The sequence below is a fragment of the Enterobacter cloacae complex sp. IR5459 genome (genome assembly GCF_049238005.1).
GTDB lineage: Bacteria > Pseudomonadota > Gammaproteobacteria > Enterobacterales > Enterobacteriaceae > Enterobacter > Enterobacter hormaechei_C.
In genome coordinates, this window is record NZ_JBMKIG010000012.1 from 1 (window position 1) to 12,097 (window position 12,097).

General features: G+C 53.8%; 10 protein-coding genes. 7 read left to right on the forward strand and 3 right to left on the reverse strand.

The features are described 5' to 3' along the window. Nucleotides 1–429: 429 nt before the first annotated feature. Nucleotides 430–1,383 carry a nickel/cobalt transporter gene (locus ACOTX4_RS20705; protein ID WP_032608267.1) on the forward strand — a complete coding sequence of 318 codons (954 nt, stop codon included), beginning with the start codon at nt 430–432 and terminating at the stop codon, nt 1,381–1,383. Nucleotides 1,384–1,416: 33 nt separating this feature from the next. On the opposite strand, the gene proP is transcribed toward ACOTX4_RS20705, so the two are convergent. After that, nucleotides 1,417–2,919: a glycine betaine/L-proline transporter ProP gene (proP, locus tag ACOTX4_RS20710; protein ID WP_003860199.1), complete on the reverse strand. Its 1,503-nt coding sequence runs from the start codon at nt 2,917–2,919 to the stop codon at nt 1,417–1,419. Between the two features lie 645 nt (nt 2,920–3,564). On the opposite strand from proP, the gene kdgT reads away from it, so the two are divergent. Beyond that, nucleotides 3,565–4,557 carry a 2-keto-3-deoxygluconate transporter gene (kdgT, locus tag ACOTX4_RS20715; protein WP_003860201.1) on the forward strand — a complete coding sequence of 331 codons (993 nt, stop codon included), beginning with the start codon at nt 3,565–3,567 and terminating at the stop codon, nt 4,555–4,557. A gap of 36 nt (nt 4,558–4,593) precedes the next feature. Here kdgT and ACOTX4_RS20720 read toward each other — a convergent pair whose 3' ends face one another. Both ACOTX4_RS20720 and crfC read right to left on the reverse strand, forming a co-directional pair. Beyond that, a complete protein-coding gene (locus ACOTX4_RS20720; RefSeq protein ID WP_003860203.1) occupies nt 4,594–5,472 on the reverse strand; it encodes a diguanylate cyclase regulator RdcB family protein in 879 nt (292 codons plus the stop codon). Further along, a complete protein-coding gene (gene crfC, locus ACOTX4_RS20725; RefSeq protein ID WP_023324027.1) occupies nt 5,469–7,823 on the reverse strand; it encodes a clamp-binding protein CrfC in 2,355 nt (784 codons plus the stop codon). Before crfC ends, ACOTX4_RS20720 begins: the two co-directional genes overlap by 4 nt. A gap of 591 nt (nt 7,824–8,414) precedes the next feature. Between crfC and ACOTX4_RS20730 the strand changes: the two genes are divergently transcribed. The 5 genes from ACOTX4_RS20730 to phnE all read left to right on the forward strand — a co-directional run bounded on the left by ACOTX4_RS20730 (nt 8,415) and on the right by phnE (nt 12,096). Then, nucleotides 8,415–8,750, forward strand: coding sequence for a zinc ribbon domain-containing protein YjdM (locus tag ACOTX4_RS20730; RefSeq protein WP_003860206.1), 336 nt, complete (start codon nt 8,415–8,417; stop codon nt 8,748–8,750). An 80-nt stretch (nt 8,751–8,830) separates the two neighbouring features. Continuing rightward, a complete protein-coding gene (gene yjdN, locus ACOTX4_RS20735; protein WP_023315239.1) occupies nt 8,831–9,262 on the forward strand; it encodes a VOC family metalloprotein YjdN in 432 nt (143 codons plus the stop codon). Nucleotides 9,263–9,435: 173 nt separating this feature from the next. Continuing rightward, nucleotides 9,436–10,224: a phosphonate ABC transporter ATP-binding protein gene (phnC, locus tag ACOTX4_RS20740; protein WP_421635423.1), complete on the forward strand. Its 789-nt coding sequence runs from the start codon at nt 9,436–9,438 to the stop codon at nt 10,222–10,224. A 22-nt stretch (nt 10,225–10,246) separates the two neighbouring features. Then, nucleotides 10,247–11,263, forward strand: a complete 1,017-nt coding sequence (gene phnD / locus ACOTX4_RS20745) for a phosphonate ABC transporter substrate-binding protein (protein WP_003860211.1) — start codon at nt 10,247–10,249, stop codon at nt 11,261–11,263. A gap of 53 nt (nt 11,264–11,316) precedes the next feature. Next, entirely contained in the window at nt 11,317–12,096 is a 780-nt protein-coding gene (phnE, locus tag ACOTX4_RS20750) for a phosphonate ABC transporter, permease protein PhnE (protein WP_023302942.1), read from the forward strand. The last annotated feature ends 1 nt before the right edge of the window (nt 12,097 follow it).

Sequence of the window (12,097 nt, forward strand, 5' to 3'; positions counted from 1 at the left end):
AGACTTGGTATTCATTTTTCGTCCGAGGACGTTAAGAATCCATGTCACTTTGAGTGCCCACACAGATTGTCTGATAAATTGTTAAAGAGCAGTGCAACGCGGCTTTCGCTCACCGTTGCGAGGTGGCGTATATTACGCTTTCCTCTTTCAGAGTCAACCCGTTATTTCAGGATTTTTTCTCTTCAACCGACCGGGCTGTTTGTGAAGTGATTCACATCCGCCGTGTCGATGGAGGCGCATTATAGGGAGTTCCCGAGCGACCGCAACAGAAAAGTTGCAAAAAAATGACTGACTGCTGTATTCCCCAGCAAAACCCCGCCTTATACCTTTTTACGCACAGACTTATCCACAATCCATTGACGATCCCGGTGTGATTCAGCGATTTGAACACTATACTAGCGGCAAATATTTCTCTCGCGGGTCAACCTCATGACGACACAACGACTTCAACGTGACTGGCGTCTCCCAACTGCCGGGCTCGCCGTGCTGGTGTTACTTATGGCAGGTTTTGCGCTGCATGAGCACTGGAATGCTTTTATTCAGTGGTGCCTCGCCACCCAGATCACCCTGCACCGTTATCTGGTGATGTATTTGCTGCAACTTAATAATCATCAGTACAGCGGTGGGCTGTGGTTGTTAACCGGTGCGTTTCTTTATGGTGTACTCCATGCCGTTGGACCGGGACACGGCAAATTCATCGTCACCACGTATCTCACCACCAATAAAGAGAGCCAGCTCGCGGCGCGCGTCGTACCGTTTATCGGTAGCCTGATGCAGGGCGTCAGCGCAATCGCCTTTGTCTTTATCCTGGCGGTTGGATTGAACCTCGCGTCAGGGGATATCAGCACCAGCCGTTGGTACGTCGAGAAAATCAGCGCCCTACTGATTGCCGCCTTCGGTGCATTTATCATTTATCAGGCGCTCAGCAGCCTGCGTCCGCGCAAAATGGCGATTAGCGCCATCAAGCCGCTTCACCAGCATAATGAACATTGTGGCTGCGGCCATCACGGCGTAGGGGTGGATCTGGCTAAAAGCGACTGGAAAACCCGTCTGGGCGTGGTGCTGGCCATAGGCGCACGCCCGTGCAGCGGGGCAATTATGATCCTGATGTTCTCGAATGCGCTCGGCATTATTAGCTGGGGGATTGCTGCTGTGATGACAATGTCGCTGGGCACGGCGCTGTCGATTATGGGGCTGTCGCTGGCAGTACGTTACGCACGTGAACGCACAGTAGCCTGGTTTGGTGGCGGCACGTCCCTGAACTGGATAATGCCGATGGTCAAAATTGCCGGAGGGGTTGTTCTGATACTGTTCGCGACGGTCCTGTTCCTGACGGTGATCCCCGTCAGCGCTGGCGGCGACTACATCGCCGCAGGATGCTAATAAAAGAAAACCCGCCAGCGGCGGGTTTTTTTATCACTCGTTAATTCTCGGATGCTGGTCAACCAGGCGAGAACGTTTTTTCTGGAGCGCCTCGATCTCTGCGTCAATATCTTCAATCTTCTGCTCTACATTATCGTAGTGCTCACGCAGGATCTCTTTCGCTTCCTGAATATCAGACGCCGCAGGCGTTGCCCCTTTCAGGGGACGATTCGCCGTCTCCTTCATGGTAATACCGGTAATCAGGCCGACCACCGCAATGACCATCAGATAGTAAGCAGGCATCATCAGGTTCTGCGTGCTCTCCACCAGTGAAGCAGCAAGTGTCGGCGTCAGGCCCGCAATCAGAACGGAGATATTAAAGGCTGCCGCCAGCGCACTGTAGCGAATATGCGTCGGGAACATTGCCGGCAGCGTAGAAGCCATCACCCCGATGAAGCAGTTAAGGATCACTGCCAGCATCAGCAGACCGGCGAAAATCAGCCCCAGCACATTGCTGTTAATCAGAATAAAGGCCGGAATTGCCAGTGCGAACAAGGCGACGCTGCCGAGAATAATGAATGGCTTACGGCCAAAGCGGTCGCTCAACAGACCCATAATCGGCTGCACAAACAGCATACCTACCATGATGGCGATAATAATCAGCACACCGTGGTCTTCCGAGTAGTGCAGGTTATGCGACAGGTAGCTCGGCATGTAGGTCAGCAGCATGTAATAGGTGACGTTGGTGGAAATCACCAGACCAATACAGGTCAGCAGGCTGCGCCAGTGTTTGGTCGCAATCTCCTTGAACGACACTTTCGGGCCATCCTGTAACCCTTCACGGTCACCCTGCTCCAGCTTTTCAACGTGCTGCTGGAACGCAGGCGTCTCTTCCAGGGCGTGACGCAGGTAAAGCCCAATGATGCCCAGCGGCAGCGCCAGGAAGAACGGAATACGCCAGCCCCAGTCAAGGAAGTTCTCTTCACCCACTACGGTTGAGATCAGAACGACAACCCCCGCGCCCATGACGAATCCGGCAATCGAACCAAAGTCCAGCCAGCTGCCCATAAAGCCGCGTTTACGGTCCGGAGAATATTCGGCGACAAAAATCGATGCACCGGTATATTCGCCGCCAACGGAGAAGCCCTGCGCCATCTTACAGATCAACAGCAGAATCGGCGCCCATATACCAATAGTCGCATACGACGGAATAAGGCCGATACAGAATGTACTTATCGACATGATGACAATGGTAATAGCCAGGATTTTCTGGCGACCATATTTATCACCCAGCATGCCGAAGAAAAGACCACCAAGAGGGCGAATCAGGAAGGGAACGGAGAACGTACCCAGCGCGGCAATCATCTGCAAGCTGGGATCGGCACCGGGGAAGAACACTTTACCAAGTGCATAGGCCACAAAGCCGTAAACACCAAAATCGAACCACTCCATCGCATTACCGAGCGAGGCCGCTGTAATCGCTTTGCGCAGTTTCGCGTCATCAATAATGGTGACATCGCGCAGCGTGATGGGTTTTACTTTTTTCCTTCTAAGCATAGCTTTCCTCGTAGACTCAGCCCCGTCCGTTTCACAGCGCATTTTGCAAGCTGTGAACCAGAGATCCGCTCCATGCGAATCTCCTTATTCAAGCGTAGCAGGTTTACTTACATTGACGTTTTACCTCAATACAACCGAACCTGTTGACGCCTGTCTGGGCAGTTAAAGACCTTTTTACCCTACCAGCGTTTATATATGTGATCAACTTCACATATATTTTTCCTGTTCGTAAGATGCCTTCAGCTTTTGTCAATTCACGATAAGTAAGGTCATTCTCAACCCCCTTATCAAACAGATCTTAACGCCCGTTATTATTCATTCCCAAACAAAATACAATCACATTTCTTCACAGCGAATTTACACAAAATTTAATTATTAATCGTGGGCAATCCTGTTTCCATTCAATATGTGACGGAGATAACTAAAACAGTGTTTCGTTTTGATTGAATCGCAATTCCAAAGATCGCATGATAAATCCGAACACGATATCTCAGCGGCTTTCAAATGAAGGAATACTGAACGCCTTAATTTCACTTTACAGCATAAGTAACGAATCGATTGGCTTCCAAAAAGGCAATCATTTGAATTTGTTGATCTATTTTTGAGATTTCCGCCAGCCACGCGGGCGAGATGTGAGGGTTAATGATGAAGATTAAAGCAACTATAGAACGCATCCCGGGCGGGATGATGCTGGTCCCGCTGGTACTTGGCGCGATATTAAATACGCTGGCCCCGAATACCGGTGCTTATTTTGGCGGTTTTACAAAAGGTATGATCACCGGAACGGTACCGATTCTGGCAGTCTGGTTCTTTTGCATCGGCGCATCTATTAACTTGCGTGCAACAGGTACGGTATTACGTAAATCAGGGACGTTGGTCATTACTAAAATTGCGGTCGCCTGGGTTGTTGCCATGATCTGTGCGATGTTCATTCCGGAGAATGGAATTCAGACTGGCTTCTTCGCCGGATTATCCGTTCTGGCCATTGTCTCAGCAATGGATATGACCAACGGCGGTCTCTATGCCAGCCTGATGAATCAATATGGCACCAAAGAAGAATCGGGCGCGTTCGTGCTGATGTCCCTGGAGTCGGGTCCACTGATGACGATGTTGATTCTGGGTTCTGCTGGCCTTGCCTCCTTTGAACTACACCATTTTGTCGGGGCGATCCTGCCGTTCCTGATTGGTTTTGCGCTGGGTAACCTCGATCACGATCTGCGCGATTTCTTCAGCAAAGCCACCCCGGTACTGATCCCGTTCTTCGGCTTCGCGTTGGGCAATACCATCAACCTGAACGTAATTCTGGAAACCGGCCTGCTGGGTATTGTGCTGGGTGTTGCCGTCATCGTCATCACGGGTATTCCGCTGATTATTGCAGACCGCGTCATCGGGGGCGGCAACGGAACCGCGGGTGTGGCCGCCTCTTCGGCCGCAGGCGCTGCGGTAGCCAACCCGGTGATTATCGCCCAGATTAACCCGGCCTTTGAACCCGTAGCCGCTTCCGCCACGGCTCTGGTTGCCGCCAGCGTGATTGTGACGGCAATTCTGGTCCCTATCATCACGGCACTGTACGCCAGACGCTTTGGGCATGTGCCTGAGTCCCGGACAGAACATGAAGCGGTAGAAATGCACCACTAACCCTTTCGCCCCCCTCTTTAAAAAGAGGGGGGGCAATCACGTACCAAATATCTCTTCCACCATGCCATCCACAAGCCGTTTTGCCGAACAGAGTCTTGGCATCCCCAGCGCGACCGTTTGCCAGCTCTGCGTCACTGACCAGCTCACCGGATGTTTTTCCGCCTGACACCAGTCCCCCAGCCAGCCCAGCATATCTTTATAATCAATCAGACCGGGAGAAGCGGGCGTCGTCAGCCACTGATGGTAAAAATGCCGGGTGGTGGGAGAAGCATTAATCTCCTGTGCCAGATAATTTGCGGCCATGCTGCGCAGGTTATCTTTCAGCATGGCCGCCACATCACTATTCGCCAGACGACAGGCATCGCCAAACGCCCCCCAGCGCAACTCTTCCAGCACGATAAAGCAGCGGCCAGCCAGCGACCAGCCGTCATACTGCCCGGCTCGCCAGCGGGTAAAAATTTGCTCGCTGTGCTCACCCGCCTGAACCGTAAGACCGCGCTGCGCGAGCGCTTTCTCTTTATAGGCGGCACGCTGGTTGAAATGTGCGGAGAGCTCCTCGTACTGTTGCAACAATCCGGGAGGTTGAGGGAGGCGTGGATTCACCTGCTGGCGCAGGGCTACCAGCCTGTCGGACATACGGGTCAGCGCAAGGTGTCCGGGGTCGAGCATACCGGCAAGTTTCTCCGCCAGACCCAGCCGCAGTGCTGCATTTTCGTTGAGCATTCCCGCCATTGCCCACGGCCGCAGCCGGGTCTGCGTAATGATCTCCTGCGTCAAACGCTCACGAAATTGTAGTTGCTGTGGCCCCAGGAGGGCGTGACGTGCAGCATCCGCCCCCTGGACCAAATCGACCATAAATTTTGGATGAATACACTCCAGCGTCCGCCCGGGACCGTCCAGTAGCTGTGTTGTCATGGTTGCTCTGCCGCGAATAAGGTTTGAATATCATCGCGTAACAGTCGGGTATCTTCCTGAATCCACGCCGCAGTGGTCATACTTTGCTTCAACAACTGGCTAAGCGCCCGGGTTGAATGCTCATTCTGCTGCCGAACGGCAAGGCTATCACGCAAGCTTTCCTGTAACCCGGTCAGGCACAACGAAAACTCTGCAAAGAACGTTGCCATACCTGCCGTAACAGAGACATCGACCTGCGCGGCCAAAGCTTTACGAATTTGATCGCAAAACTGATCGGTATGTTGCGTAAATTTGCCATGAAGCTGAGCGATGTCGATGACATAGCGTGTGCGCGTCACGACATACTCCTCCCAGCCCCAGCCGGGATTATTGAGCCAGCGCGAGACGGTATTACGTACGCTGCCTGCCCCTGCTGGCTGACTGGCGGGAGGGGTGTCCTGCACAATGGCATCATTAAATAACCCGCGCGTATTGAAATTAAGCTGGTTTGCCTGAAACGCCGGGAAGCTAATCCGCGCCCGAAATCCGGCATGACTGAGCTGTTCCTTAATTCGCGTCTCGATGGGTCGCATCGCCTCATTCAACGATCGGGCGAGCGTAGACTCCAGCTGATCGAAGCGTAACGCCAGCTCCCGGCCAATTCTGCTCTGCGCATTCAGCATAATCTGCTCGCATGACGATCGGATCTTGCTCAGGACAATCTGCGCCTGCCCTTCATCGTCAAGCACCAGCTGCTGGATCGCATCCGCGTCGTCTTCACGCAAACTGGATGGCTCGCGGCCTGCTAAGTCAAGAATAGACGGGCGGCTAAAAATGTCGCCCAGCGCCTGGTGAAGTTCATCTTTCTGGCGAAGCAGAAAAGCATCCGTTGCGTTGAGCGCCTCTTCAACTTCATGCTGGACCTCATCGCTCACCACGCTCTGCCGCTGACGCAGCATCGTCATATCCTCTTCCAGGCGCGCAATATTCAGCTCCAGCTCATCAAAAGCGACCGTCAGTCCCTGATGGCGAAAGTCCAGGTATTCTCTGGCATTTTGCGCATAGTTCAGCAGCTTATGCGATGCCGACCGTAAAGCGAACAGTGAGGCGTTGGCGTAAGCCGCGTAAATCAGTTTGCGGATGGGCTGTTCGAACAGCGAATCCTCCCACAGCAGATCCGCCGCATGGCGAATATGGCCAATATCGTCCAGGTCGGCCGTTCGCCAGCGGCGGCCCAGCGCGGCCTCGGCAAAATCCTGTACCCAACGCTGATCCTGATGATCGGGAAGGCGCCCATGGACGTTCATCTCATAGCGGGCGCGGTTTGCCAGATAGGCCCACATGGAAGAGACCGGATAAATTTGCCCCGGAGAAATATTCCCTTTCATCAGCGTGCCGGAAATCATCGCCCGCACCTGCTCTTCATCGTCGCTATTACGATCTTTCTGATCGAATTTGTTGACCAGGGCGTAAAGCGGCACGGATTTCCCGGCAGCCGAAATTGCCTGACGAACCTCAGCATCAGAAATGGATTTAAGCTGGGTGTAGTCCATCACCGCCAGAACGGCGGAGGCGCGCGCCAACTGCTCATTGAGCATTTTTTGCAGGTGCGGCTGACCGGCCTCGTTCGGCCCCGGCGTGTCGAGCAGCGTCAGTTGCCCCAGGTGCGCATCCAGACCGGCGAGATGCACAAACTCCACCTCAATCACCGGAATATGTTCAATCGCGGCATACTCAGAGAACGGAAACTCCACGCCCAGCGCCTGAGAAAGCCGCACCAGATCGTTCAGGCTTTTCAGACAATGAAAGATGGGCTCCGCGCCCAGGTGATGTTTTTCAAACGCCTCACCTCTTTCTATGCGCTCCAGCAGCGTATTCATGTCCTTGTCGATTTCCAGACGCCGCGCCAGCTTGCCGCGATCTTTATCGCACAGTTTTTTCTGCAACTGGGTAATCAGGGTATCGATGGGCGAAACGTGCAAAAAATGCAGCACCGGCTCCTTCTGGCCCGGCGTATGGCGGATCAGCGTGGGAAGCGCCGTCATCGGACGATTGCGGTTCGGCAGCACTTCCGTGCCCACAATCGCATTAATGGTGGTCGATTTTCCCGCTTTCATGGTACCCACAATCGCCAGTACCATTTCGAGGCGGGTTATTTTGCGTAATTCATTATTCAGCATCGCCTGCTGAGCGTCGACACCTCGTGCGCTAAAATGCAATGGCAAAACGTTGTTATTAACGCCGCTCATGGCAGCGGTTGTGCTATCCAGCTTTGCAATCGGCATAGATTTTAATGAATCAAGATTGTTCAGAGCGAGCTGTAACAAACGTTCAGCTTCCTGGCTTAATTCAAATATGGTCTGTGTGTGCATGATAAAAGCCTTCCCTTAACGCAAATTTATTACTTTTATTAAGCCACGATGTTTTAATTATACTTTTCAGGCTTATATGATCACGTATGGAAAACATGTTCATTTAATACAACTAACTGAAGATAATGAGAATTTAAAACCCACCCTCGTAATACGTGTAAAACATCCCCTGGCCAGAAAGCCAAAAGTGAATAGACAAAACGCATTTTCAGGAAACATCAGGATATATCATCGTTATTTACCCACCAAAAAAGAGAGGTATTCCCTGACGCCAAAAGATGTATGTCGTCAGAGGAGGGTAGATAAATAACGGCTTGTTCCTTCACCTTATCCGAAATGGCACAGCGTAGCAATTTGCTGTAATAAAATATTCGATACATTTAGTATGATTACGATCTCTGCCGTTCAGGGCATACGCTTCCCTTAATTCACTGACAGTTCGTGTCATCGCTTGCGCATTTATGCGCTATTTTTATAAAACAATATCACCGACAAAAGTGGGGATTTGCGTTATACTCGCTGCCTTTTTCGGCACACTGCCGTCATTTAGCTGGCGTTTTCCAGCGTGTTAACACTTTTGAGGATACCCACATGCAACTTCCACACTGCCCGAAATGCAATTCTGAATACACCTATGAAGACAATGGCATGTTCGTTTGCCCGGAATGCGCCCATGAATGGAACGATGCGGAGCCTGCGCAGGACAGCGATGCGCTGATCGTGAAAGACGCGAATGGCAACCTGCTGGCAGACGGCGACAGCGTTACCGTTGTGAAAGATCTTAAGGTAAAAGGCAGCTCCTCCATGCTGAAGATCGGCACTAAAGTTAAAAATATCCGTCTGGTTGAAGGCGATCATAATATCGACTGCAAAATTGACGGCTTCGGTCCGATGAAACTGAAATCTGAGTTCGTGAAAAAGAACTGATTGTCCCGCCCGGTGACGCTTCGCTTACCGGGCGTTCGGGAACTACACTTAACGGGCTTTTCTTACGTGAGGTAAAGATTATGCCGTTAAGTCCCTACATCTCTTTCGCCGGCAACTGTGCGGAGGCGGCCGCCTTCTATCAGCAGGCCGTCGGCGCAGAACTCCTCTACAAAATCACCTTCGGCGAAATGCCCAAAGACGAAAACAGCGAAGAAGGCTGTCCGTCAGGCATGAACTTCCCGGATACCGCCATCGCCCACTCTAATGTCCGCATTGCCGGAAGCGATATCATGATGAGCGATGGTCTGCCACCCGGTAGCAGCACGCAGTACGCCGGATTTACGCTGGTGCTCGACACGCAGGACGTGGATGAAGGCAAACGCTGGTTCGACAACCTCTCTGATGGCGGCAATGTCGAAATGGCCTGGCAGGAGACTTTCTGGGCGCACGGATTCGGGAAAGTCACCGATAAATACGGCGTGCCGTGGATGATTAACGTCGTTAAATCGTAGGCCGCATAAGCGCAGCGCATCCGGCAACAGCGCCCGGTGGCGCTGCGCTGGCCGGGCCTAGGGTGATTGTCATCAAACTCCCCTCAACTCTTCAAACTCCCGCAACCAACACTTAACCTGAATGTCATATTGATGCGCCAGCATGAGGCCACATTTATCGTGAGGCCGGGCACATGCAAACTGTCATTCGCGTCGAGAAACTGAGCAAAACCTTCCATCACAACAAGGCGCTGCATGCCGTTGATCTGACCGTCCAGCAGGGCGAAATGGTGGCGCTGTTGGGGCCGTCTGGTTCAGGTAAATCCACCCTTCTTCGTCACTTGAGCGGCCTGATTACCTGTGACAAAACGCCGGAAAGCCGCGTCGAACTGCTGGGGAACACCGTGCAACATGCGGGGCGTCTGGCGAGCGATATTCGCAAAAGCCGCGCTCAGACGGGCTATATCTTTCAGCAGTTCAACCTGGTGAACCGCCTGTCCGTGCTCGAGAACGTGCTGATTGGCGCGCTCGGCAGCACCCCGTTCTGGCGCACCTGCCTGCGCTGGTTCTCCCCATCCCAGAAGCAAGAAGCCTTACAGGCGCTGACCCGCGTCGGCATGGCGCATTTCGCCCACCAGCGCGTCTCCACGCTCTCCGGCGGACAGCAGCAGCGCGTCGCCATTGCCCGCGCCCTGATGCAGAAAGCCAAAATTATCCTGGCCGATGAACCTATCGCCTCGCTGGATCCGGAGTCCGCCCGCATCGTGATGGAAACCCTGCGCGACATCAATCAGAACGACGGCATCACCGTGGTGGTGACGCTGCATCAGGTGGATTACGCCCTGCGCTACTGCGAGCGCATCGTCGCCCTGCGTCAGGGACATGTGTTCTTTGATGGCGCAAGCCACCAGTTTGATAACGAACGTTTTGACCATCTCTACCGCAGCGTAAACCGCGTCGAAGAGCGCGCGCAGGCTGCATAACGACCCATAACGAGGAATGGAAATGAGCTATAAAACGGTTGCCGCGCTGGCCTTCACCAGCATGTTCAGCATCAGCACCCTGTTAAGCCCGGCCCACGCCGAGGAGCAGGAAAAAGCACTGAACTTTGGCATCATTTCGACAGAATCACAGCAGAACCTGAAACCCCAGTGGGAACCGTTCCTGAAAGATATGGAAACCAAACTGGGGATCAAAGTGAACGCGTTCTTCGCCCCGGATTACGCGGGCATCATTCAAGGAATGCGCTTCAACAAAGTCGACATCGCCTGGTATGGCAACCTCTCTGCTATGGAAGCGGTAGATCGCGCGAACGGCCAGGTGTTCGCCCAGACCGTTGCGGCAGACGGCTCTCCGGGCTACTGGAGCGTGCTGATCGTTAACAAAGACAGCCCGATCAACAACCTCAACGACATGCTCGCCAAACGCAAAGAGCTGACCTTTGGTAACGGCGACCCGAACTCTACCTCCGGCTTCCTCGTCCCTGGCTACTACGTCTTCGCGAAAAACAACGTCTCCGCCAGCGACTTTAAGCGCACGGTTAACGCCAGCCACGAAACCAATGCCCTGGCCGTGGCGAATAAGCAGGTTGACGTTGCTACCAACAACACTGAAAACCTCGACAAGCTGAAGACCTCCGCGCCGGACAAGCTGAAGGAAATCAAGGTTATCTGGAAATCACCGCTGATCCCGGGCGACCCGATCGTGTGGCGCAAAAACCTCTCCGAGAACACCAAGGACAAGGTCTACGACTTCTTTATGAACTACGGCAAAACGCCGGAAGAGAAAGCGGTTCTGGCACGTCTGGGCTGGGCACCGTTCCGCGCGTCCAGCGATTTGCAGCTGGTGCCGATTCGCCAGCTGGCGCTGTTCAAGCAGATGCAGGGCGTGAAGGACAACAAAGGCCTGAAGGACGAAGAGAAGACCAGCAAAGTGTCGGAAATTCAGGCGCAGCTGGACGATCTTGACCGCCTGACCGCCGCGCTCGGCGCCATGACCAGCGTGAATAAAGCGGTGCAGTAACGCCTTTCTCCCTCTCCCTCAAGGGAGAGGGGACTAAACCCAAAGGAGCCAACATGCAAACCATCACCCTCCCGCCGCCAAAACGCAGCTGGTTCTCGCTCATAAGCTGGGCTGTTCTGCTGGCGGTGCTCGTTATCTCCTGGAAGGGCGCGGAGATGGATCCGCTGCTGCTCTTCAGGGACTCAGGCAACATGGCGACCTTCGCCGCCGACTTCTTCCCACCGGACTTCAGCCAGTGGCAGGACTACCTCGGTGAAATGGCGATCACCCTGCAAATTGCCGTCTGGGGCACCGCCCTCGCCGTGATCCTCTCCATTCCGTTTGGCCTGATGAGCGCCGAAAACATCGTGCCATGGTGGGTTTACCAGCCGATGCGCCGCCTGATGGACGCCTGTCGCGCCATCAACGAAATGGTCTTTGCGATGCTATTCGTGGTCGCCGTCGGCCTGGGTCCGTTCGCGGGCGTGATGGCGCTGTTCATCCACACCACCGGCGTGCTCTCCAAGCTGCTCTCCGAAGCGGTTGAAGCCATCGAGCCCGGCCCGGTGGAAGGCATCCGGGCAACCGGAGCGAACAAAATCGAAGAGATCCTGTACGGCGTCCTGCCGCAGGTGATGCCGTTGCTCATCTCCTATTCCCTGTACCGCTTCGAGTCCAACGTTCGCTCCGCCACCGTGGTCGGCATGGTGGGCGCAGGCGGCATTGGCGTCACCCTGTGGGAAGCGATTCGTGGTTTCCAGTTCCAGCAAACCTGCGCCCTGATGGTGCTCATCATCGTCACCGTCAGCCTGCTGGATTTCCTCTCTCAACGTTTGCGTAAGCACTTCATCTGAG

What these genes read in the sequence shown, in the direction of transcription:
- kdgT (WP_003860201.1), top strand. Translation starts at nt 3,565, where the DNA reads ATGAAGATTAAAGCAACTATAGAACGCATCCCGGGCGGGATGATGCTG.
- ACOTX4_RS20720 (WP_003860203.1), bottom strand. Translation starts at nt 5,472, where the DNA reads ATGACAACACAGCTACTGGACGGTCCCGGGCGGACGCTGGAGTGTATT.
- ACOTX4_RS20730 (WP_003860206.1), top strand. Translation starts at nt 8,415, where the DNA reads ATGCAACTTCCACACTGCCCGAAATGCAATTCTGAATACACCTATGAA.
- crfC (WP_023324027.1), bottom strand. Translation starts at nt 7,823, where the DNA reads ATGCACACACAGACCATATTTGAATTAAGCCAGGAAGCTGAACGTTTG.
- ACOTX4_RS20705 (WP_032608267.1), top strand. Translation starts at nt 430, where the DNA reads ATGACGACACAACGACTTCAACGTGACTGGCGTCTCCCAACTGCCGGG.
- phnD (WP_003860211.1), top strand. Translation starts at nt 10,247, where the DNA reads ATGAGCTATAAAACGGTTGCCGCGCTGGCCTTCACCAGCATGTTCAGC.
- yjdN (WP_023315239.1), top strand. Translation starts at nt 8,831, where the DNA reads ATGCCGTTAAGTCCCTACATCTCTTTCGCCGGCAACTGTGCGGAGGCG.
- phnE (WP_023302942.1), top strand. Translation starts at nt 11,317, where the DNA reads ATGCAAACCATCACCCTCCCGCCGCCAAAACGCAGCTGGTTCTCGCTC.
- proP (WP_003860199.1), bottom strand. Translation starts at nt 2,919, where the DNA reads ATGCTTAGAAGGAAAAAAGTAAAACCCATCACGCTGCGCGATGTCACC.
- phnC (WP_421635423.1), top strand. Translation starts at nt 9,436, where the DNA reads ATGCAAACTGTCATTCGCGTCGAGAAACTGAGCAAAACCTTCCATCAC.